The sequence below is a fragment of the Vulcanococcus sp. Clear-D1 genome (assembly GCF_014654725.1).
Classification (GTDB): domain Bacteria; phylum Cyanobacteriota; class Cyanobacteriia; order PCC-6307; family Cyanobiaceae; genus Vulcanococcus.
This window is the reverse complement of sequence record NZ_JACVZV010000030.1, coordinates 45,976-66,609: the sequence shown is the minus strand read 5'-3', so window position 1 is coordinate 66,609 and position 20,634 is coordinate 45,976. Positions and strand designations below refer to the sequence as shown.

Here is a 20,634-nt window from a genome sequence, read left to right as displayed (position 1 = left end):
GCCTTGATTGTGCGGTCTGCCGCGGCTGCCGGCATGTGTCGGGCTTGGCCTGCCTCGGCCTGCCTCGGTTTCAGCCCTTCACGTGAGCCCGGCGGCGGATGGGCCCGATCAGCAGCAGGCACAGCCCGCACACCAGCGCCATCAGCAACCAGAGCACCAGCCCGTGGCCCTGGCCATCCAGCAGCAGGCCGGCCAGGAGCGGTGCTCCGAAGGCGCTGAGGGCAAAGCATTGGGAGAACAGCGCCATGGCCAGGCCGCCATGGCCTTCGGGGCTCAGCTCCACCACCGCTTCGGTGGACGTGGGCAGGAAGGCCGCTTGCCCGAAGGCCAGCAGCATCAGGGCCAGAACCACCATCACGATGCCCTGATCGCTCAGGGCCGACAGGGCGAGCAAGGCCGTGCCACCGCTGAAGCACACCATGCTCAGCCCAAGCCCCACCGCCACCGAGCGGCGTGCCAGGGCCTGACCCACGGGCCACTGAATCAGCAGCAGCAGGGCCAGGGGCAGCCCGATCAGCAGGGCGCTGATCGCTTCCGGCTGGGCATCGCGCTCCAGCCCGCCCCGCACCAGATCCAGCGGCAAGGCGCTCTGCATCAAGGCCGGAATCGCCGTGGCCACCACCGAAAGCAGCAGCATCGGCAGCAGGGCCGGCAACCAGTCGCCCCAGGCCACGGGCGGCACGCCGGCGCGGCCGGCCTGGAGGGCCCGCGGCAGCGGCCGCCAGAGCAGCAGAGCGGCGAGGGCCACGATCGCCGTCATATCCACCAGATACACCCCGCGCAGATGGCCCAGTTGCGCCAGCAGGGCGCCGGCCAGGGTGCCAGCGGCCACCCCGCCTGCATCCGCCGTGCGCGAGAGCGCATAGCCCCGCGCTGAGGCCATCGGTGCTGAGCAGAGGGGCACGGCCAGCTCCACCGCGGGCCAATAGAGCCCACCGGCCAGGCCGAGCAGCACCTGGCCGGCCACATACCCCTGCTGGTGGTGCGCTCCCAGGAGCAGCGTGTCGCCGAGGAAGCCACACAGGCCGGCCAGGAGCACCGGCAGGCCGCAGGTCAGGCCCAGATCCAGCAGCCAGCCGCTGGCAAAGCGCCCCAGCGTGCCCGCCAGTGCTGCCACGGCAAGGCCGCTTCCCACCTGTGAGGCGGAGAAGTCCGCCTGGTGGAACACCATCGGGGTGAGATAGAGCACTCCCCCGGCGCCGAAACTCGCCACCAACCGCACAGTGGCCAGCTCCCGCAGCGGCGCGGGAAACTGGTGCCACCACTGCCGGCCCGTTGACAGCATCTGTGCTCGTGCCAACCCGTCGACCGTTGCGTGCGGTGCTGCGCAGTCTGCTGGCTGGCCTGCTGTGGCTGACCCCTGCCCAGGCGGCCGAGCAACTTGAGGTGCGGCTCGATGGCCTGCGCCTGCCGATTGATCTGGTGGCGCTGGAGGCCTGGAGCCGTTCGCCGGGCGATGCGAGTGGGGATCTGCGCGCCTGGCTGGATCTACTCGATCCCCGTGGCCGGGAGCAGCTCCGGCGCATCCTGCGCGCTCCCCTGGTGCAGGACCGCTCGTTCGCCCAGCAGTTTTTGGCCAGCTGGGCCGGCCAGCGGGTGCTGGAGGAGCTCGATCAGCTGATCAGCACCGACCAGGGCGGCAGCGCCGGTCCGCTTCTCTTTCAAACCCTGCAGGAGCTGCTCGCCCGCCGGAGCCAGGTGACCACGATTGAGCTGCTGCGTGCGGTGCCCAGCCAGAACCTGGTGCTGAATCTCGATGGCGGCCTGCAGTTGGCGGCCCAGTGGCGCCAGCAGATCGTGGCGCAGAGCACGGCGCTGCAAGCGCTGCAGCAGCTCCGTCTGCGGCAGGTGTCCCAGTTGTGGCCGGCTGTCGCCTCAGACTCAGGCCCTGCGCCCAGCGCAGAACGGTTGCTGTTGCCGGTGGCCCATCGCCGCCAGCCGCTCGAGCTGCAGATCTGGCCGGGATCTCGCCAGGCCTGGGTGTTGCTCAGCCCTGGCCTGGGAGGCAGTGCCGCCCAGCTGGAGTGGTTGGCGGCGGGGTTGCAGCAGCGCGGGTGGCCTGTGCTGCTGCTGGATCATCCCGGCAGTGATGAGCGGGCGGTGCGGGAGCTGCTGGAGGGGCGGCGTCCCCCGCCCGGGGCAGAAACCCTCAGTGATCGGGTGCTGGATCTGCAGGCCGTGGTGCGTGCGGTGGACCAGGGCCCGTTGCCGCGGCTGGGGGAGCGGGTGGTGCTGATGGGCCATTCCCTGGGGGGGCTCAGCAGCCTGCTGGCGGCAGGCTTACGGCCGGAATCGGGGCTGGCCCGCCGCTGCGATCGCGCCCTCGATGGCATCCCGCTCACCAACTTGTCGCGGCTGCTGCAGTGCCAGCTGCTGGATGTGTCGCTGCCGCCGGTCCAAGCCCTGGCCCAACCTCTGCAGGCGGTGGTGAGCCTCAATGGGTTTGGCAGCCTGCTCTGGCCCCATCGCGGTCTGCGCGCCCTGCCCGCGCCGGTGTTGCTGGTGGGCGGCAGTCTTGATCTGATTACCCCACCGTTGGGGGAGCAGCTGCAGTTGTTCCTGCGCGAGGGACAGCATCAGAGCCGCCTGGTGCTGCTGGAGGGCGGAAGCCACTTCTCGCCGGTGCGCATTGATCGCCAGGAGCAGGCCCTGTTCCAGCTGGGGGAGGAATTTGTGGGGGTCGAGCCCCAGCGGGTGCAGGCCCTCACCCTGGGGCTCACTGCCGATTTCCTCAGCACCCTGCCGCAGGGGATCGCACCCCAGCGCCGCCAGCTCGGGGGCGTGACCGCCTATGTGCTCAACCGCCGCCAGGCGGAGAGCTGGAGCGACGCCCTCAAAAACTGACCCGCGGATCCAGCAACGCCACCAGCAGATCCACCAGCACACTCACGGCCACCACCAGCGCCGCCACGACCACCACGATCCCCTGCACCACGGGGTAATCCCGCTGGCCAATGGCCTCCTGCAGCCGGAACGCCACACCGGGCCAGGAATAAGTGACTTCGATCAGCAGCGCCCCGCCGATCAGGGAGGCCACGGTGATGCCCGCGATCGTGAGCACCGGCAGCAGGGCATTGGGTAGGGCGTGGCGTAGCACCACCCGCCGTTCGCTCAGGCCGCGGCTGCGGGCCGCCTCCACGTAATCGGAATCCAGGGCGCGGCGCAGGTTGAGCCGCAGGGCATTGGCAAACACACCGCTGAGCAGCAAACCCAGGGTTGCGGCGGGGAGCACCAGATGACGCAGCGCTCCCCAGAACTGCTGAGTGTTCCCCGCCAGCAGGCTGTCGAGCAGATAAAAGCCACTGCCCGTGGGCGGCACCAAGGTGGCAGGGAACCGGCCTCCCACCGGCAGCCAACCCAGCCACACGGCCAACACCAACTGCACCACCATCGCCGCCCAGAAGGGAGGCAGGGCATAGGTGCCGATGCCATAGAGCCGCCCAGCCAGATCGGTTTTACCCTCCGGCCTGGCGATGCCGCTGAACCCCACCGCGATCCCCAACACCGCCGCGATCAACAGCGCCACCACGCCCAGCTCCAGGCTGGCGGGCAGGCTGTGGCCGATCACGGCGGTCACTGGTTCGTTGTTGGTGAGCGAATCGCCCAGCTGGCCGTGCAGCAGATCAACGAGGTAGCGGCCGTATTGCACCAGCAAGGGCTGGTCGAGGCCCAGCTGCTGGCGTAGCAGTGCCCGGGCCTCCGGCGGTGCGCGCAAACCCAGCAGGGCATCGATCGGATCCCCGGGAGCGACGCGCAGCAGCAGGAACACCAGGCTGGCGATCAGCCACAGCATCACCGGCACCAGCGCCAGCCGGCTGGCCAGGTAACGCAGCAGATGGCGACGGCGACTCATCGAACACTCAGGGCCTGCAGCACCAGGCGGCCGCTGCCATCAAACACGGGTCGGCGCAGCCGTGGCTGTGCCCAGGCCCGCGGCGCCACCTGCCACACCGGGATGTAGGCCGCTGCGGCCGCCGTGCGCTGCTGCAGCTTGCGCAGCAGGGGCAGGCGCGTGGGGCCCGAGAGGCGTTCACTGACCTCCAGCTCTGCCTGCAGACCCGGTGCGCTCCAGAAGCTGCCGGCGGCGGCGGCATTGCCCTCCAGGCACTGCTGGCCCTTCGGTTTGCTGCAGGCAAGCATCGGCGCCAGGTAGATGTCGGGATCGGGGTAATCGGCGCTCCAGTCGAACAGGATCATCGGGAAGGCGCCATCCGCCAGCTGGCGGTAGGCCGTGGTGGATTCCACGCCTGTGATCTCCAACGCCACGCAGTCGCTCAGGTCGCGTTGCAGCTGTGCTTTCCAGGTGAGGGCAAACAACTTGTCGGCCGGCACATTGGAGCGGAAGGTGAGCGGCAGGGTGAAACGTCGCCCCTGGCAGTAGCCGGCTTGTTGGTACAGCTGGCGCGCTTCTGTGGGGTTGTAGGCCGGCCAGGCCGGCGGCTCTGAACCAGCCAGCGGCGGCGGCACGAGCGAACGCAGCGGAGCCCGGATGCCGTAGCTCACCCGCTGACTGATCAGCTCACGATCCAGGCTCAGGGCCACAGCCCGGCGCAGCAGCGGTTGATTGAGGGGTGGGCGATCACTGAGCAGTGTGAGATAGCCGATTTCCCCGGCTGGGCCGATCCCCTCCACCAGTCGCCCCTGCTGGGCGCGCTGCGCCAGGGCGCGTTGCTGGTCGCTGTCCATGCCGGATGAGGTGAGTACATCCACTTCTCCGCTCACCAGCGCGCCGAACAGGGCGGTGGAGTTGCTGAGCGTCACCAAATGCAGGCCGCGGTTTCGGGGCGGCGGACCCCAGTAGCGCTCGAAGGGCAGCAGGGTTTGTTTCTGGGGGGTGCTGCTCACCAGCCGGTATGGGCCGGTGCCCACGAAGCGATCCGCCAGGGGTTTGCTCTGGTGCTGCCGGTAGGCCTTGGGAGAGAGCGGCGCGAGGCTGATCGAGCTCAGCAATGCCGGCAGGGCGCTGTAGGGGCGCTTCAGCTGCAGCTCCAGCTCATAGGGCCCGCTGGCGCGCACGCCGCTGATGCGGTCATCGAGCAGGTAGCCCATCTTGGCCAGGCTGCGGAAGCGCTCCAGGCTGAACACCATGGCGGCGGCATCAAACCGGCTGCCGTCATGGAACAGCACATCCCGCCGCAGGGGGATGCGAGCGCTGCGACCATCTGGGCTGATCTGGGGTAAAGCCGTGGCCAGGTGCGGCTTCAGTTGGCCATCGGCGGCTGCGGTGTACAGCGAATCACCCACGGCGCTGAGCAGCTGCAGACCGGCGTGGGTGGTCACATCCACAGGATCCACCGACGCCAGGCTGCTTTTGCTGGCTACCACCAGCTGGCCGGTGGGATGAGGGGGCTGGCAGCCGGACAGCAAAGCGACGGCCGGTAGCGAAGCCGCCAGGGCTGAGTGGAACAGGGGGCGGCTGGTCAAGGTTGCGGGCAAGCCCGCTTATTCAAGCCCCATGCACAAGGCGAGGGGGGTGGTGGTGGCTGTGACTGGCCACCTGCTGCAGAGAAATTTCAAACACGGGTGAGCCGTGGCGGGCCAGGGGCCAGCGCCGCACCCAGCAGCGGTTGTGGCGATCGTCCACGCCGATCACCTGATACAGGTTTTCGTCGCTGGTGAGGGTGATGCAATCACCCTGATGCAGGGTCATGGGTCTGGTGTGAAACAGAGCGGAGGTGGCGCTGAGAGAAAAGAGGATCCGAGCAACAGCCTTCTCGGCGATTGGCTGATCAAAGGTTCTCGTCGCTACAAAGCAAGCGCTGCGTCAGCGGATTCGGATGGCGCTGTGGCGCGGGGTGGTTCTCGCTTTGTGTCCAATCTGCCTCAACGCCGGCTCAGAGCGTGCGCAGGCACGCCGCCACAGCCTTCACATCCGGTAGCGCCGTGATCGCGGCGAGGGCACGGCGGAAATTGGCCTCCTGCACTTCATGGGTGATCACCACGATTTCGGCATCGGCGCAGGCACCGCTGGTTTCGAACTGCACGATTGAGCGGATCGAGACGCCCTCATCCCCGAAGCAGCTGCCAATCCGGCCGATCACCCCGGCCTGATCGCCGGTCTGCAGGCGCAGGTAGTTGCGGTGCTGCGTCTGACCAGGATCCACCAGGCGGCAGGCGCGCCAGCGGCTGGCCGCCAGCAATGGGTCGAGGCCGCCGCCCTGACCCGTGGCCTCGCGGATGCCGGCAATGTTGAGGATGTCGGCCACCACGGCAGAGGCGGTGGGGCCCGCGCCGGCGCCGGGTCCGTAGAACATCACCCGGCCTACAGGATCACCCTCCACCAGGATGGCGTTGTTCACCCCGTGCACTCCCGCCAGGGGATGCTCCTTGGGCAGCAGGGTGGGGTTGACGCGTACATCCAGCTGCACGGTTCCGTCGGCGTCGGTACCGAGGCATTGAGCGGTGGCCACCAGCTTCACCACGTAACCGAGTTGGGCGGCGTAGTTCACATCGCGGGCATCGAGGCGGTTGATGCCCTCGGTGGGGATGGCGCTGCGCTCGATCGAGCCGCCGTAGGCCAGGCCCGAGAGGATGGCGATCTTGTCGGCGGCATCGCCGCCTTCCACATCGGCGGCGGGATCGGCTTCGGCGTAGCCCAGGCGCTGGGCATCCGCCAGTACATCGCCGTAGGCAGCCCCCTCATCCGCCATGCGGCTGAGGATGTAGTTGGTGGTGCCGTTGATGATGCCGCTCACCCGCTGGATGCGGTTGCCGCCCAGGGACTGTTTGAGCGGTTCGATGATCGGGATGCCGCCGCCCACGGCGGCCTCGATCAGCACATACACACCCCGCTCGGCAGCGGCGGCGGCGATCTCTTCGCCGTAGCGGGCGATCACCGCCTTGTTGGCCGTCACCACCGGCTTGCCCGCGGCGATGGCCGCCAGGATCAGGCTGCGGGCCGGCTCCAGACCGCCCATCACCTCCACCACGATGTCGACAGCGGGATCATTCACCACCTGCTGCGGATCGGTGCAGAGGACCTCGGCGGGAAGATCCACCGGCCTTGGCCGGCTCAGATCGCGCACCGCCACCCGTTTGAGTGCCAGCTGCCCCACCAGCGGATGGCGGCCTTCTGGGTTGAGCAGGATCTCGGCAACGCCTGCTCCCACCGTGCCAAGCCCGAGCAAGCCGATGCCGATGGTCATGCCGCCCAATCCGTGAAAGGGCAGATCCTAGAAATCGACCGGTTCGCCGGAGCCTTCAGCTCGCCGCCAGGGCGCTGGCCTGAGCCTGCATCATCTTGAGAATGTTGAGGAAGCCATTGGCCCGTGAGGGTGTGAGGCTCGCCTGCAAGCCCGTTTCGCTGAGGAAGCCCGGATCGATGCCAGCCGCAGCGGTGGGCTCGAGCCCTTCGAGCCCCTCGATCAGCAGCGCCAGCAGCCCCTTGGTGATGGCTGCGTCGGAATCGCCTTGCCAGTGGAGCTTTCCATCCACCAGCTGCCCCACCACGTACACCTGCGACACGCAGCCCTTCACCTTGAAGGCGTCGTTGCGGAAGTCCTCTGGCAGCGGCTCCAGCTTCTTGGCCAGCCAGAGCACGTATTCGTAGCGCCGCTTCGGGTCGGCGGTGCTTTTGAGGCGTTCAACGATCTGATCGAGCTTCTCGCTGCCGGTGGCCATCAACGGTGACGACGAATGCGCTGGAGTCCCAGCAGCATGGCAGTTGCACCCAGGGCACCGAGCCAGCCCAGGGGCGTTGAGCCGTGGGAATGCTGGCTGATTTTGTCGAGCTGGGCCTGCCCCTGCTGCACGGGCATCTCCAGGTAGTCGCGGTGGCCCGGCCCCCCATCCACCTGCAGCTCCCACTCGCCATTGGCCTGTTTGGGCAGCGCGAAGCTCAGTTGACCGTTCGCATTGGTGCGGCCCAGCTCGAGGGATTCACCATCCGGTGCCACCAGGCGCACCACCGCATCGCTGGTGGGTTCGCCATTGGAGAAATGGCTCTCCAGCACCAGGCTGTCCGTGAGGGATTCCAGCCGGGTGAGGCTGCTCTCAATGCCGTGAGCCTGGGCCGCTGCAGGGCTGAGCAGCAGTGCCAGCGCCAGGGCTCGCAGAGCGGTGGGAACGGGCTGCGTCATCGCGATGCCGAGGGGAAGCTGCTGACAGCTAAGCGCCTGGGATTCAGGCCGACCAGCGGTTGCCGGCGCTGCGGGTTTTGCCGGCCTGCACCATGTGCACCATCGAGCTCACCATCATTGCCAGGGCATCGCCGTTCTCCTGGCGTCCGCTCAGCTCAGCGGCCAGCACCTGCTCGGCTGCGGTGCCTCGGTTCACGCGGATGCCAGGCGTCCGCCGGTTGGCATTGCTGGCGGATTGGAACGCGTCGTTGGCCTGGAGATCCACAGGTGAGGTCTTTGCCTGCAGTGATCCTGCCAAAGCCTGATCAGTGGCGCGTGGGTGCAGGTGAGGTTTAAACAGCTTGCAACCAATGGATGCCCTGCTCATCGAGCCAGCCCTGGAAGGGCACATCCCAGGGATCACCAGGTAGGGCTGTTGTCAGGCAAGCGGCTGGCAGCACGGCCAGCGCGGGGATGGCTCTCCAGTGGGGATCGCTGCGTAAGCGATCAAACCAGCCACCGCCGTACCCCAGGCGGAACCCCTGCTGGTCGAAGGCCAGGGCAGGGGCCAGCAGCAGCCCCAGGGCGCTGGCTTCGAGGTCTGGGCCGTGCTCTGGGGCGGGAATGCCCGTGTCGTCAGGGCTGAGGGCCGAGGCTGCTGGCCAGTGCCGGTAGCGCAGTAGCCCGCCTGCCACCCGCGGCAGGGCCAGGCGATTGCGCAGCCCGGGCTGTTCTGCCAGCAGCCTGAGGTCGGCCTCACCCTTGAGTGGCCAGTAAAGCCCCAGCTGTTGCTCGCCCTCCAGCTGCTCGCTCAAAGCCAGGGCCGCTGCTTGCATGCCAGCTTCGGCTGCGGCCCAATGCTGCAGCCGCCGCTCGCGATACAACCGGCGCAGTTCGGTTTTGGTGCTGCCGGTGGCGGCGGGCTTCATCGCTGAAACCAGCCGGTGAGCGCTGCCGCCAGGGCATCGGCCGCATCGTCCGGCCGGGGCGGGGTGTCGAGGTTGAGCTCGCGCATCACGGCGGCCAGCACGTCGTCTTTCTCGGCGTGGCCGTGGCCCGCCAGGGCCAGCTTGATCTGCATTGGCGGAAATTCCACCACCGGGATCTGGAAGCGCGCCAGGGTCATCATCAGCACCCCGCGCGCCTGAACCACCGAAATCGTGGTGCTCGAGCGATAGAAGAAAAACTTCTCCACCACCGCCAGCTGGGGCTGCCAGGCGCGGATTAGCTGGCGCAGGTCGCGGGCGATCTCCACCATCCTTTCCCCTTCGCTGCGGCCAGGGTCGGTGCGGATGATCCCGCAATCGAGCAGCTGCTGGAGGCCGCGGCCGGGCGTGCCGTCCACCTCAATCAGCCCGTAACCCACCCGGGCCAGGCCGGGGTCGATGCCGAGGATCACCACGTTCCGCGCAGATCCTGCTCGATCTCCAGCGAGCTTTGATCGCGGTCGCGCCAAAGCCCGAAGACCGCCGCATGGGATCCGTGCTCAGGTTGTGCTAACCAGCACCGCAGAGCCTGTTTCAGGCCTTCGGTTGGTGAAATCCCCCGTTGCCGGCAGGCCGAGTCGAGCAGGGCGTAGTCGGCTTCCGGCAGGTCAATGCTGGTGGTCATCAGGCTCAGCTGCCAGCTGGGCCCAGTGTATGGAGGTTGTACAGAGCGTCTCAGGCTGCCAGCGCCAGTTCGAAGGCGCCGCGATCTGAGGATTCGGGGCGCTCGAACACCTTGCAGAACACCTTCACCACGCGGTCGCCGGAGTCGATCTGCTCCAGCGGGTCCTTGCGCAGGCGGTGACGCAGGCAGCAGGCGGCCACGCGGGCCACGTCGTCTTCGGTCACCTCGGTGCGGCCCTCGAAGGCGGCAAGGGCGCGGGCGGCACGGTTGGTCACGATGTCGCCGCGTAGGCCGTCCACATCCAGCTCACCGCAGATGGCGGAGATGCGGATGCGCAGGTCGTCGTCGATCTGCACGTGGGGCAGGCGGTTCTGGGCCTCCACCACGCGGGCCTGCAGCGCGTCCTGGGTGGTTTGCACGGCGTTGTTGAAGCCGTCGGGGTCGTTGTCAAAAGCGGTGCGCTGATCCACCACCTGCACGCGCAGCTCGGGATCACGCACCGTGCGCACTTCCACGCTCATGCCGAAACGATCGAGCAGCTGCGGGCGCAGTTCGCCTTCCTCGGGGTTGCCGGAGCCGATCAGCACGAAGCGGGCCGGGTGGCGCACGCTCACGCCTTCTCGCTCCACCGTGTTCCAGCCGGAGGCGGCCGAATCCAGCAGCACGTCCACCAGGTGGTCGTCCAGCAGGTTCACCTCATCCACGTAGAGCAGGCCGCGGTTGGCCTTGGCCAGCAGGCCGGGCTCAAACGCCCGCACGCCTTCGCTCAGGGCTTTTTCGATGTCGATGGTGCCGCAGAGGCGGTCTTCGGTGGCGCCCAGGGGCAGGTCCACCATCGGCACCTGGCGCTTCTCGATCGGCAGCTGTTCGCCGTGCTCCGCGCGCTGGCGCACCTCAGCGCTCTGCAGGTCGGGATCGGCTGGCGAGCTGTTGTAGGGGTCGCCGGCCACCACGTCGATCTCTGGGAGCAGATCGGCGAGGGCGCGGATCGTGGTGCTCTTGCCGGTGCCGCGGTCGCCCATGATCATCACGCCGCCAATGCGCGGATCGATCACGTTGAGCAGCAGGGCGAGCTTCATCTCCTCCTGACCCACGATGGCGGTGAAGGGGAAGACCCTGCGCTTGCGGGCTTGCATCAGTGGGAGGCGGCTGGCTGGTCTGGGGATTGTTTCACAGGCAGCAGGCTCAGCACCTGTGGCGGCGTGGCATCGGCTGGATAGATCAGCCGCACCCGCAGCTGCCGGCTTGCCCCCGGCGCCAGGCTCACCGTGCCCAGGGCCGGCCCCTGCTGCCCCACCCGTTGCACCAGGTGGAAGCTGCGCCGTCCGCCGGCGCTGCCGCCTTCACCATCGAGGCCGCTGGCCTCAACGGTGCCGCGGAACATCACCGATTTGCCGGGTTCGGGATTGAAGCGCAGGCCCCCCTGGGCCTGATCGCTCTTCAGCGGTGATTCGAAGGCCAGCTCCAGCTGCACCGGTTTGCTGCCGGTGTTGCGCAGCGGAATTGCCAGGTTGTATTCCACGCCGTAGTTGCCGTGAGCCGCCCAGGCGGTGTCGGGGTAGAAGGCTTTGAGCTCGGCTGTTTGCACTTGGCCGGTGCCGAGGCTGCCCCGATCCAAGGAAGCGATCGGCCAGGAGATCGGGGCGCGGCTGGCGGAGAGGTAAGGCTTGCCGGGGTCGGTGATCGTGCCGTTCCAAGTGCTGCCGATCTGCACCCCGCTGACGCGGGAATACACGATCCGGCCGCTGGCACCGCGCGGGGTGGGCTGGTGCTCCTTCGGGCTGAGGCCGCCGTTCAGCAGCTCCGCCCAGCTGCCTGTTGCCGGAGGTTGATCCCCTTGGCCGTAGGCCGCCAGGGTGGCCAGGCTCACAGGGCCTGAGCTCTGGAGACGCACCTGCAGGTTGCGGCCATTGAGCAGCGGATCGAGCCCCTTCACCGGGATCGGCAGCACAAGCAGCGTGCTCAGTTGCCCAGGCGCCAGGGTCCAGCGATCCGGCATCAGCGCATTGCGCTGGCGGGCCAGCAGTTCGGTGGCCACGCGGCTGCCAGGACCGCTGTACACGTGCCCGTCCTGGGTCATCAGTGCCGGTAGGGGCAGGAAGGGAGCCTCCGGTTGCTCCTGATCGGTGGCCTGAGACAGCGCCGTTGAGCCTCCCAGCAGTTGCAGCGTCACCGGTTGAGCGCCGCGGGGTTCCGCAACCACCGCCAGCCACAGGGTGGAATCCAGGCTGTCCGGTTTGCCGGCATACACATGGTGACTGAACAGATCAAAGCGACCGTTCAGGGCTACATCCAGGTGGGCATCGGGCTTGGGCCGGCCGGCACGGGGGAAGGTGGAGAGCAGGATCCCCGGCCCCGAGATCAGTTCGGGGTTGTTGTCGTTCACCACCAGCACCGGATCGAGGCCACCAGGTAGCGGCGCCACGGTCTGGGGCCTCAGGACCTGAGCCGGCGGCGCTGGGGCTGCTGGGGTGGTGGCAGCCGGTGCGGCCGCCAGCAGCAGGGGCAGGATCATCGGGATGCAGCGGGTGCGGTACCGCCCGGCTTGCCGATCAGGGCCCGGGCCACCTCGGCGGCCATGGCGCGGATCAGGTCGGTGGAGCGGGGGTCGTTGAACGGACCTTTCACCATGAAAGCGGCCACAGCCCGCTGGCCGTTGGGCAGCTCGATCAGGCCTCCGTCGGCGTATGCGATGCCGATGTCGCCGGTTTTGTTGAGCACGGTCACGCCGTGAGCCAGCAGAGCGCTGTCGGGGTCGGCGGAATCGCCGCCCAGACCCATGAGTAGGCCCAGGGGCAGCAGGGTGTTGGTGCGAGAGGTGCCCATCACGCCACGGAACAGATCGCGCGCGCGTGGGCTGAGCATCTCGCCGGTATCCACCAGGGCGATTGAACGGGCCAGATCCAGGGAACTGGTGGTGTTGGTGCCGTCGAGATCAGGCAACCAGTTGTTCACCACCGTGGCGGTGAGGCCCATGGCCTGGAAGCGGGCGTTGAGGGCGACCTTCCCTCCCAGGCGCTTGATCAACAGGTTGGTGGCGCTGTTATCGCTCACCCGGATCATTTCGGTGGCCGCCTCCCAGAACGGGAAACGCGTTCCCACCGGTTTGTTCGCCATCCAGCCGGCGCCGCCTCCGATCACCTCTTTGGTGAGCGCGAGGGGCTCGTTCCAGCGCAGCTTGCCGGCATCCAGTTCTTCCAGCCCTGCCAGCAGGATCGGCGTTTTGATCGAGCTGGCCGCTGGCAAGGCCCGGTCCGGTTGCAGCTGGGCATAGCGGCCGTCGTCGAGAACCAGCAGATAGCCGCTGGCCTGCAGGTCTTTGTGGCGCGCGGCCAGTTGGGCCCATTTCTGGCTCACAGCCGTGAGCTCGGTTTTGGGTTCAAACCGCCCCAGGGCCATGCCGCGGGGCAGGGGTTGGGCTGTAGGGAGCAGCGGCTGGGGCGCTTTGCTGGCGCCGGCAGCGTTGGAGCCGCCGGCGAGCTGCGGTGCCAGCAGCTTCAAGGTGGTGCCGGTGATCACCCCCAGGCCGATGCCCATCACGGCCAGCCGCAGCACCAGGCGCAGCGGCCCTCCCCATCCCGGGGTGCTGCTGGAGCGGTTGGGGCGGCTCGCGCTCACGGGTGCTGCCTGCTGGCGGTCGGACCGGACGTTAAGGGGTCTCTCGCCGGGCTGCCCAGCGCAGTTGACGCACCATGCCGCGTAGCAGTGCCACCTCTGGCTGCTGCACCTGCGCGCGTTGCAACAGCGCCCGCAGCTTGGCCATCCGTGCCGCCGCCGTGTGGGGATACAGGAAGCCCACCTCCAGCAGCAGTGCCTCGACATCGGCTAAGGCGGCTTCGAGGGCCCCACGGTTGCAAAGGTCGCCGTCGTTCGTGATGCCTGGGCTGGTGGCCACGGGCAGAGGCTGCGTGCGGCAGGCCTGCAGCTCGTGCAGGCAGATCGCAACCGCGTGGGAGAGGTTGAGGGAGGCATAGGCCTCGCTGGTGGCCAGGCGTACCACCCGTCCGGCCTGAAGCAGTTCGGCATTGCTCAGCCCCCTGTCTTCGCGCCCAAACACCAGGGCCGCCATCCGGTGATGGCTGTCTCTCGAGCCGCCTTCTTGAATGCTGCTGTCCTGGCAGAGCCAGCGGAAGGCCTGACCCGGCTCGCTGAGCGGCAGGCTTTCGGTTTCAATCCGGCCGCTGGTGGCCACCACCCGCTGGCAGTCGGCAATGGCGGCGGCCAGATCGGGATAGAGCGTGGCCTGCTCCAGCAGTGCCTCACCGTGCACGGCCATCTGCCGCGCTTCGGGGCCGCGGTGATCGCAGCGCGGTGCCACCAGCCGCAGCTGCTCGATGGCGAAGTTGGCGCAGAGCCGAGCCACGCTGCCCACGTTGAGCGGGCCTGCGGGCTCCACCAGCACCACCGCCAGGCTCATGTGAGCGTGTGCAGGTAGGCCAGCAAGTCCGCCATGGCCTGGGGGTCGGGTTGGAACCGCGGCATTGGCGGGGTGCGGCCGCTCACCACCTGCTGAATCAGCTGACGGTTGTTCTTACGGCTGTCCACCCCATGCAGATCCGGGCCCACCAGCCCTTGGGCGGCGATGCCATGGCAACCGGCGCAGTTGATCAGAAACAGCTGTTCGCCCCGATCGGCTGCGCCGCTCAGTTGCAGGGTGCTGCGGGTGTAGGGATCGCTGCGGGCAGCCGGCAGAACCACCAGTGCGAGCGCTGCAATGCAGGCAGCGGCCAGCAGCACCAGGGCGGGAATCAAGCCCCGGCTGGCGCCAGCGGGCTTGGTGCTCTCAGGGGTGGACGATGCAGTCACAGATGGTGTGGGGGATTCGCGCTGGGCACGAGCGCGTGAAAGAATTGTGCAACCAACGCTGGTGTGTCACCCCATGATCGAACCCCTGCTCTGCGGCATCGTGCTCGGTCTGATTCCCGTGACGCTCGCCGGCCTGTTCGTGGCTGCCTGGAACCAGTACCGCCGCGGTAGCGCCCTGGGCGGCTGAAGCCCCCAGTTTTCGGTTCCTCAACAGGCAGCAGCCAGCATTAGGACTGAGCTGCTGCCATACCGTTTTTGCTTAAGCAGTTCCCACCCCTCAAACGCGCCACCTGAGTGGGTGGGCAGGGCTGAAGAGCTGCATTCCACCAGCAACAACCCTTGGCTGCTCAGCCAATCGCCCTGCAGCACCGCTGCGGCGACGGGTCCATAGAGCCCGGCCGCGTAGGGCGGATCCGCGTAAATCAGATCGAACGGCGGCAGGGCAGCCGGGCGACCGGCCTCGAGCCAGCGCACCACCTCCTGGCACTCCACCTGCAGCTGGGGCGTGGGCGTCAGCCCAGAGGCGGTGAGTTCGAGATTGGCGCGGCTGGTGTTCGCCATCGCCCGTTGCTGATCCACGGCCACCACAGCAGCAGCGCCCCGCTGCAGCGCTTCACAGCCCATCACGCCACTGCCGCAGAACAGATCCAGCCAGCGGCTGCCGGGCAGCTCGGCGGCCAACATGTTCATCACCGCCAGCCGCACCCGCGAGGGGGTGGGGCGAGCGGTGTTCCCCGGCGGGCTCTGCAGGCGCCGGCCACCACTGAGACGCAGGCTCATCCCGGTTGGTCCACCCAGGCGAGCCAGCGGCGGAGCATGGCTTCACCACTGAGGCTGGATTTCTCCGGGTGGAACTGGCAGGCACCGATGCGCCCCTGCCAGACGGCTGCGGTGATGCTGTGCTCTCCGAACGTCACCGCCGCTGTGGTGCAACTGGGTTCGCTCGGTACGGCCGCATAGGAGTGCACGAAATACATCCAGGCGGGCTGGCCATCGGGCGGCAGCAGGGGGCTGGGGGTGTGTGGCTGCAGGGGCTCCCAACCCATGTGGGGCACCGGGTGGCCCGGCTGTTTCGGCAGGGCGGCGACGTGGCCCTTCAGCAGGCCAAGCCCACACCGCTCCCCTTCATCGCTGCCCTCGAACAGCAGTTGCAGGCCCAGGCAGATGCCCAGCAAAGCTCCACCAGAACGGCACCACTGCTGCAGGCCGTCGGCCAGCCCTGACTGCTCCAGGCGCTGCATGGCGGGATCGAAGGCTCCTACCCCAGGCAGAACGAGGGCATCGCAGCCCTGCATCTGATCGGTCGCGGTGACGGCCTGGATCCGGCAGCCCAGGCGTTCAAAAGCCCGCTGCACCGAATGCAGATTGCCCATGCCGTAATCGATCAGGCCGATGGTGCTCATGAACAGGAGAGGGCAGAGCGGATCCTTTCTCCAGGTTGCTCGATCGCCGGTGCCACCTCCAGAGGCAGATCATTGAGCCGGTCGATCAGCTGATAGAGCAGCCCCACCCGGCGGCGATCGAGGTGGAAGCGCAAGCAGGGCCGCAGGATGCCGTTGCTATCGCAGCTTTCGCCTTGGCTGAGGCTGCCCTCATCCACCAGATCGTCGAACTCCCGGTTGAGCTCGGCCACGGTGTCTGCGGGGAGCTCACTGTGCAGCAGCAGCTCCATCCGGTCTTCGGCGAACTGCGCCGTGTGGAACACCCGATAGAAATGACAGATGTGCTGCATCGCTTCGGCGGCGGTGCTGGCCTGCTTGAGCAGGCTGGTGTCCTCCGGGGAGATCAGAGCGCGGCTGGCTAGATCACTTTGGATGTCCTGCAGCCAGTCGGGCCAGAAGCGATCGCCGCTCGGCGCCAGCATCACCAGCGGGATGGGTGGTGTGCGGCCTGTTTGGATCAAGGTGAGCGATTCAAACAGCTCATCAAAGGTGCCGAATCCCCCCGGCATCACCACCAGGGCATCGCTCTCGCGCAGGAAAAAGAGTTTGCGGGTGAAGAAGTAACGGAAGTGGAGCAGGCGGCCATCGCAGGCATTCACGAAGCGGTTGGCGTGCTGCTCAAACGGCAGATCCACATTGAGGCCGATGCTGTTCTCACAGCCGGCCCCACTGTTGGCGGCCTCCATGATTCCGCCGCCGGCACCCGTCATCACCTCGAAGCCGCGTGCCACGGCTTCCACCGCCAGCTCCTGGGCCAGCTTGTAGGCGGGCTCTTCCGGGCTGGTTCGGGCTGAGCCGAACACGGTGACCTTCCGGGTCCGCCGGTGCGGGGCGAACACGCTGAGACCATCGCGGATGTCGGCGAGGGCTCCGTTGATCAGCCGCCATTCATCGACATCGGTGCTGCCCTTGGCAATCTCCAGCAGGCTCACGATGCTGCGCTCGATCGCGCGGCGCTGCGGGTGGTTTTGCAGCGCCTGATCGAGGGCCTGAAGGGGGCTCTGCTCCATCAGCCGAAGGGGTGATCGGGGGGATTGGTGTGGATCTGTCGCATGAAGTGGCATGAAAAAGCCCGGCTCTAGGCCGGGCTTTGAGGCTATCTGGGCGTTGATCCCACCCCCGCCTGATCAGAGGTACTTGGCGATGGTGCCGGAGAGGGTGGTCTTGGGCACGGCACCTACCACGGTGTCCACCTTCTGGCCGTCCTTGAACACCATCAGGGTGGGGATGCTGCGGATGCCGTACTGGCTCGCCACGTTGGGGTTCTCGTCGGTGTTCAGTTTGAACACCTTGATCTTGCCCTCGAATTCCTTGGCGATCTCGTCAACGATCGGGGCGACCATGCGGCAAGGGCCACACCAGGGGGCCCAGAAATCCACAAGCACAGGCACATCGCTCTTGAGCACGTCTTGCTCGAAGGATGCGTCGGTGACGGCTGCGGCGCTGGACATCCGAGTTTGGGTCAGTGTTTTGGGAATCTAGCAATGGTTTCCGGGAAGGCTTTGGCCCTGCCGGAACTCGTAAAGAAGACAGAAGGCCCGGACGCGCCGGGCCGGGGGGTGTGAGGAGTGTGTGGGCCGGAGCCCGCACGACATGAGGGTAACGCCGCTGTCTTCCGCGTCAGTGATGACGGGCTATTTGCCCATGCCCAGCTGCTGGGCTTTCTGATACACCTTGCCCTCGGTGAGCAGCGAAGGGGCCACGACCACTTCCACCTGCTGCATCTCCTTGAGGGTGCGGGCGCCCAGGGTGCCCATGGAGGTGCGGATGCAACCCAGCAGGTTCTGGGTGCCGTCGTCGAGGGAGGCGGGGCCGCGCAGGATCTTCTCGAGGCTGCCGGTGGTGCCCACCTTGATGCGGGTGCCGCGGGGCAGCACCGGGCTCGGGGTGGCCATGCCCCAGTGGAAACCGCGGCCGGGAGCCTCGGCGGCGCGGGCGATCGGGGAGCCGATCATCACGGCATCGGCACCGCAGGCCAGGCACTTGCAGATGTCACCGCCGGTGACGATGCCGCCGTCGGCCACGATCGGCACGTAGCGGCCGCTCTCCTTCATGTAGTCGTCGCGGGCGGCGGCGCAATCGGCCACTGAGGTGGCCTGGGGGATGCCGATGCCAAGCACGCCGCGGCTGGTGCAGGCGGCACCGGGGCCGATGCCCACCATCACGCCGGCGGCACCGGCGCGCATCAGCTTGAGGGCCACCTCATAGGTGACACAGTTGCCGATGATCACCGGCACGCCGAAGTCGCGGCAGAGGGCTTCGAGATCGAGGCTTTCCTGACCCTCAGGACCCACGTGCTCGGTGCTCACCACCGTGGCTTGCACGAAGAACAGATCAGCGCCGGCTTCGGCGATGGCCTTGCCGAACTTCAAAGCAGCAACGGGAGTTGCGCTCACGGCGGCGATGCCGCCGCGCTCCCTGATTTCAGCGATGCGCTTGCGGATCAGGTCTTCACGCACCGGCTGGCTGTAGAGCTCCTGCATCAGCGGCACGAACTCCTCCTTGCCCACCGCAGCGATGCGATCGAGGGCGGGGTTGGGGTCGTCGTAGCGGCACTGCACACCCTCGAGATTCAGCACGCCGAGGGCGCCCTGTTTGGTGAGCTCCACGCACATGCCCACATCCACCACGCCATCCATGGCGCTGGCGATGATCGGGATTTCGCGGGTTACACCCCCGAGGGTCCAGCTGCTGTCGGTGACCGCAGGATCCACGGTGCGACCGCCTGGCACGAGAGCGATTTCATCGATGCCGTAGGCGCGGCGAACAGTGCGGGAACGACCGAGCTGAATCTCCACCGAAATCCATGACGCAATCGAGCCAAGCTATCAACCGGCCCGATGGCGTCCTTGCAGGGAGGTGGGATCAGCCGCGGCCCCGGAAGCTCTGCCAGCGCTGCTTGAGACCCTCGATCACCTCGCGGCGATCGTTGCTGCGCACCAGGCGGGTGAGGCTGAATTGCACCACGGCCACTAGGCCGGCCAGCTCGAGCAGCCCTGGCAGCAGCGGAATGCTGTCGAGCACCCCCAGAACGGCGGAATACACCCGCAGCACCAGCAGCACAGCGATCAAGCCGGCCAGCAGGCTGAGCGGAGTGCGGGCGCTCTGCCACTGCTCCTGCAGTTGTCCGCTGCTGATCCAGTTTCGAACCTTCTCCACCAGCAGCTCCCATTCGCCGCCGTCCTGATCGGCTGCCGGGGTTGCCAGCTGCGGGCTGGCGGGCACCTCCAGGGTGCTGGCCACGGTGGGGATATCGGTGGGGGCAGGAGGCTCGGCTGTGGGTTCTGGGTTGGCGGGCTCGGCTGTGGCCTCGACCGGCGCTGCCACTGCCTCGGTGGCCGGTGTTTCGGTGGGCGGCGTTTGGTTGAGGGGCTCTTCGCTGCTCACGGCAGCGGCCTCTCCCATCGGCTCCTGCTCCGGTGTTGTTTCAGTGCCCAGCACCACGGGCTCGACCTGCTGCTCGGTGTCCGGCTTGGGGTCAGCAGCGTCGGACATGGTCGGTGGCGATTGCTTCAGCCAGGGAGCTTACGGCTGAATTCCTACAGAAATCACTCCAGCGGCAGGAGTGCAGGGCGTTGCGGCAGGCCCACCAGGGGAAGGCGGATGGGGAATCGGCCGGATCGCAGCCGCTCGCAGAGCTCCGCACCGATCTCCTCGGCAAGGCGGGGGCTGTGGGCCGGTGCGCAGCGGATGCGCTGCTCGCCGAGGGTGAGCCTGCCGCTGAGCAGCTGGGCGTAGCTGACACTCCCAAGGCTGGGGCGCACTCGGCGCGGGATGCCGTAATCGAGCACCGGTGCCTGGAGTTGCTCGTTGCCGCAGGCAGCCTGGCGGGCCGCAGCGAGATCAAGCAGCGGCACCGGTGCCGCCAGGGCCACCAGCAGGCCACTGCCCTCCTGCCTGTGCTCGCAGGAGCGAATCCAGCGCCGCTCCAGGCCGTGCAGATCCACGCTCACGGCGCAGCTGGCCCCTGGGCTGAGGGCATGGCCACTGGCCTGGCGGCGTGCCTGGGGATTGTGGCCAGCGCCGGCGCCGCTCACCCAGCCCAGAGCGCCGGCCACCAGCACGGGTGAACCGGGGCCGAGCGCCTGCAGGCCGGGCATCGTCATGCCAATGCTGCCGGCTCCGGCGCAGCTGAATAGGGCACTACCCATGGGGCCCAGCACCGGCCCCCAGGGAGTGGGTGTGAGTCCATCGCGGCTGCTTACCGCCACCACACCGTTTTCGGCGATGGCGCGGTGGAGGAGCAGTTGGCCGGCTCCGATCTGCTGCAGCGATAGCTGAGTTTCCAGCTCTTGGCGCGGCTGTTGCGGGCTGGCCTGGCCGCTGGCGCTGAAGGGAAGCGACCTCCCCTGCAGCAGTGCTTCGAGGGCGGCGGCACCACCGCCCTGCATCGGCAGCACGAGATCCGTGTTGCCATGGCCGCCTCCGGCTTCGGCGGCCCCCAGCCGGAAGCGTTCGATCCGGATCGGTGGATCGCTCGGGCCGAGATGCAGCACCAGCGATGCCTGGGCGGTGAAGCCGGCCTCGCTGGCGACCACCACATGGGTTTGGCGGAAGGCCTCCTCCAGCCCCAACTCCGCCACGCGATCGCGAAATTGCCCGGCTGTGCACACCTGCAGATCGCCGCGCTGCTGCAGGGCAATCAGCTCGGGCTCGCTTCGGGCGGGCGCACTCCCGCGGGCGGCAGACACAGGCGCAACAACCGATAAAATGCGTTC

The 20,634-nt window shown here is 67.7% G+C and carries 25 protein-coding genes; 2 read left to right on the top strand and 23 right to left on the bottom strand.

What is annotated here, in order from left to right; translation table 11 throughout:
• Positions 1-70: 70 nt before the first annotated feature.
• Positions 71-1,285, bottom strand: a complete 1,215-nt coding sequence (locus H9532_RS11785; protein ID WP_296368711.1) for an MFS transporter — start codon at positions 1,283-1,285, stop codon at positions 71-73.
• Between H9532_RS11785 and H9532_RS11780 the strand changes: the two genes are divergently transcribed.
• A complete protein-coding gene (locus H9532_RS11780; RefSeq protein ID WP_296368709.1) occupies positions 1,276-2,844 on the top strand; it encodes an alpha/beta hydrolase in 1,569 nt (522 codons plus the stop codon). The genes H9532_RS11785 and H9532_RS11780 overlap by 10 nt on opposite strands.
• On the opposite strand, the gene H9532_RS11775 is transcribed toward H9532_RS11780, so the two are convergent.
• The 15 genes from H9532_RS11775 to H9532_RS11705 form a co-directional block, all read right to left on the bottom strand.
• Positions 2,834-3,853, bottom strand: a complete 1,020-nt coding sequence (locus tag H9532_RS11775) for an ABC transporter permease (RefSeq protein WP_296368706.1) — start codon at positions 3,851-3,853, stop codon at positions 2,834-2,836. The genes H9532_RS11780 and H9532_RS11775 overlap by 11 nt on opposite strands.
• The gene (locus H9532_RS11770; RefSeq protein WP_296368704.1) at positions 3,850-5,424 is read right to left on the bottom strand and encodes an ABC transporter substrate-binding protein; all 1,575 of its coding nucleotides are present in this window, start codon (positions 5,422-5,424) and stop codon (positions 3,850-3,852) included. Before H9532_RS11770 ends, H9532_RS11775 begins: the two co-directional genes overlap by 4 nt.
• Positions 5,425-5,446: 22 nt before the next feature.
• Positions 5,447-5,650 (bottom strand): hypothetical protein, encoded by a 204-nt coding sequence (locus H9532_RS11765; RefSeq protein WP_296368702.1) that lies wholly within the window; start codon positions 5,648-5,650, stop codon positions 5,447-5,449.
• Positions 5,651-5,834: 184 nt separating this feature from the next.
• Positions 5,835-7,145: a homoserine dehydrogenase gene (locus tag H9532_RS11760; protein ID WP_296368700.1), complete on the bottom strand. Its 1,311-nt coding sequence runs from the start codon at positions 7,143-7,145 to the stop codon at positions 5,835-5,837.
• A 55-nt stretch (positions 7,146-7,200) separates the two neighbouring features.
• The gene (locus H9532_RS11755; protein WP_296368698.1) at positions 7,201-7,620 is read right to left on the bottom strand and encodes a SufE family protein; all 420 of its coding nucleotides are present in this window, start codon (positions 7,618-7,620) and stop codon (positions 7,201-7,203) included.
• Complete coding sequence (locus H9532_RS11750; RefSeq protein WP_296368697.1) at positions 7,620-8,078, bottom strand: hypothetical protein; 459 nt, start codon at positions 8,076-8,078, stop codon at positions 7,620-7,622. Before H9532_RS11750 ends, H9532_RS11755 begins: the two co-directional genes overlap by 1 nt.
• Before the next feature lie 43 nt (positions 8,079-8,121).
• A complete protein-coding gene (locus tag H9532_RS11745; RefSeq protein WP_296368695.1) occupies positions 8,122-8,343 on the bottom strand; it encodes a hypothetical protein in 222 nt (73 codons plus the stop codon).
• Positions 8,344-8,410: 67 nt separating this feature from the next.
• Positions 8,411-8,986, bottom strand: coding sequence for a 5-formyltetrahydrofolate cyclo-ligase (locus H9532_RS11740; protein WP_296368692.1), 576 nt, complete (start codon positions 8,984-8,986; stop codon positions 8,411-8,413).
• A complete protein-coding gene (ruvC, locus tag H9532_RS11735; protein WP_296368690.1) occupies positions 8,983-9,459 on the bottom strand; it encodes a crossover junction endodeoxyribonuclease RuvC in 477 nt (158 codons plus the stop codon). The genes H9532_RS11740 and ruvC overlap by 4 nt, the downstream gene beginning before the upstream one ends.
• Positions 9,453-9,668 carry a CopG family transcriptional regulator gene (locus H9532_RS11730; protein WP_296368688.1) on the bottom strand — a complete coding sequence of 72 codons (216 nt, stop codon included), beginning with the start codon at positions 9,666-9,668 and terminating at the stop codon, positions 9,453-9,455. Before H9532_RS11730 ends, ruvC begins: the two co-directional genes overlap by 7 nt.
• A gap of 50 nt (positions 9,669-9,718) precedes the next feature.
• Positions 9,719-10,807 (bottom strand): magnesium chelatase ATPase subunit I, encoded by a 1,089-nt coding sequence (gene bchI, locus H9532_RS11725; protein ID WP_296369048.1) that lies wholly within the window; start codon positions 10,805-10,807, stop codon positions 9,719-9,721.
• The gene (locus tag H9532_RS11720; protein WP_296368686.1) at positions 10,804-12,183 is read right to left on the bottom strand and encodes a DUF3370 domain-containing protein; all 1,380 of its coding nucleotides are present in this window, start codon (positions 12,181-12,183) and stop codon (positions 10,804-10,806) included. The genes bchI and H9532_RS11720 overlap by 4 nt, the downstream gene beginning before the upstream one ends.
• Positions 12,180-13,286, bottom strand: coding sequence for a serine hydrolase (locus H9532_RS11715; RefSeq protein WP_296368683.1), 1,107 nt, complete (start codon positions 13,284-13,286; stop codon positions 12,180-12,182). Before H9532_RS11715 ends, H9532_RS11720 begins: the two co-directional genes overlap by 4 nt.
• Positions 13,287-13,317: 31 nt before the next feature.
• Positions 13,318-14,085, bottom strand: coding sequence for an RNA methyltransferase (locus H9532_RS11710; RefSeq protein ID WP_296368681.1), 768 nt, complete (start codon positions 14,083-14,085; stop codon positions 13,318-13,320).
• Positions 14,082-14,474 carry a cytochrome c gene (locus H9532_RS11705; protein ID WP_296368679.1) on the bottom strand — a complete coding sequence of 131 codons (393 nt, stop codon included), beginning with the start codon at positions 14,472-14,474 and terminating at the stop codon, positions 14,082-14,084. The genes H9532_RS11710 and H9532_RS11705 overlap by 4 nt, the downstream gene beginning before the upstream one ends.
• A 73-nt stretch (positions 14,475-14,547) precedes the next feature.
• On the opposite strand from H9532_RS11705, the gene petG reads away from it, so the two are divergent.
• Positions 14,548-14,661, top strand: a complete 114-nt coding sequence (petG, locus tag H9532_RS11700) for a cytochrome b6-f complex subunit V (protein WP_296368677.1) — start codon at positions 14,548-14,550, stop codon at positions 14,659-14,661.
• 20 nt (positions 14,662-14,681) lie between these two features.
• On the opposite strand, the gene rsmD is transcribed toward petG, so the two are convergent.
• The 7 genes from rsmD to H9532_RS11665 form a co-directional block, all read right to left on the bottom strand.
• On the bottom strand, positions 14,682-15,254 hold the full coding sequence (rsmD, locus tag H9532_RS11695) for a 16S rRNA (guanine(966)-N(2))-methyltransferase RsmD (protein ID WP_296368675.1): 573 nt from the start codon (positions 15,252-15,254) through the stop codon (positions 14,682-14,684).
• Positions 15,251-15,877: an imidazole glycerol phosphate synthase subunit HisH gene (hisH, locus tag H9532_RS11690; protein WP_296368672.1), complete on the bottom strand. Its 627-nt coding sequence runs from the start codon at positions 15,875-15,877 to the stop codon at positions 15,251-15,253. The genes rsmD and hisH overlap by 4 nt, the downstream gene beginning before the upstream one ends.
• Positions 15,874-16,926: a TIGR00730 family Rossman fold protein gene (locus H9532_RS11685; RefSeq protein WP_296368670.1), complete on the bottom strand. Its 1,053-nt coding sequence runs from the start codon at positions 16,924-16,926 to the stop codon at positions 15,874-15,876. Before H9532_RS11685 ends, hisH begins: the two co-directional genes overlap by 4 nt.
• A 117-nt stretch (positions 16,927-17,043) precedes the next feature.
• Complete coding sequence (trxA, locus tag H9532_RS11680) at positions 17,044-17,367, bottom strand: thioredoxin (RefSeq protein ID WP_010303670.1); 324 nt, start codon at positions 17,365-17,367, stop codon at positions 17,044-17,046.
• Positions 17,368-17,550: 183 nt separating this feature from the next.
• Positions 17,551-18,714 carry a GuaB3 family IMP dehydrogenase-related protein gene (locus H9532_RS11675; RefSeq protein ID WP_296368667.1) on the bottom strand — a complete coding sequence of 388 codons (1,164 nt, stop codon included), beginning with the start codon at positions 18,712-18,714 and terminating at the stop codon, positions 17,551-17,553.
• 67 nt (positions 18,715-18,781) lie between these two features.
• On the bottom strand, positions 18,782-19,411 hold the full coding sequence (locus H9532_RS11670) for a CAAD domain-containing protein (RefSeq protein ID WP_296368664.1): 630 nt from the start codon (positions 19,409-19,411) through the stop codon (positions 18,782-18,784).
• Between the two features lie 53 nt (positions 19,412-19,464).
• Positions 19,465-20,607 (bottom strand): homocysteine biosynthesis protein, encoded by a 1,143-nt coding sequence (locus tag H9532_RS11665; RefSeq protein ID WP_296368662.1) that lies wholly within the window; start codon positions 20,605-20,607, stop codon positions 19,465-19,467.
• Positions 20,608-20,634: the final 27 nt, after the last annotated feature.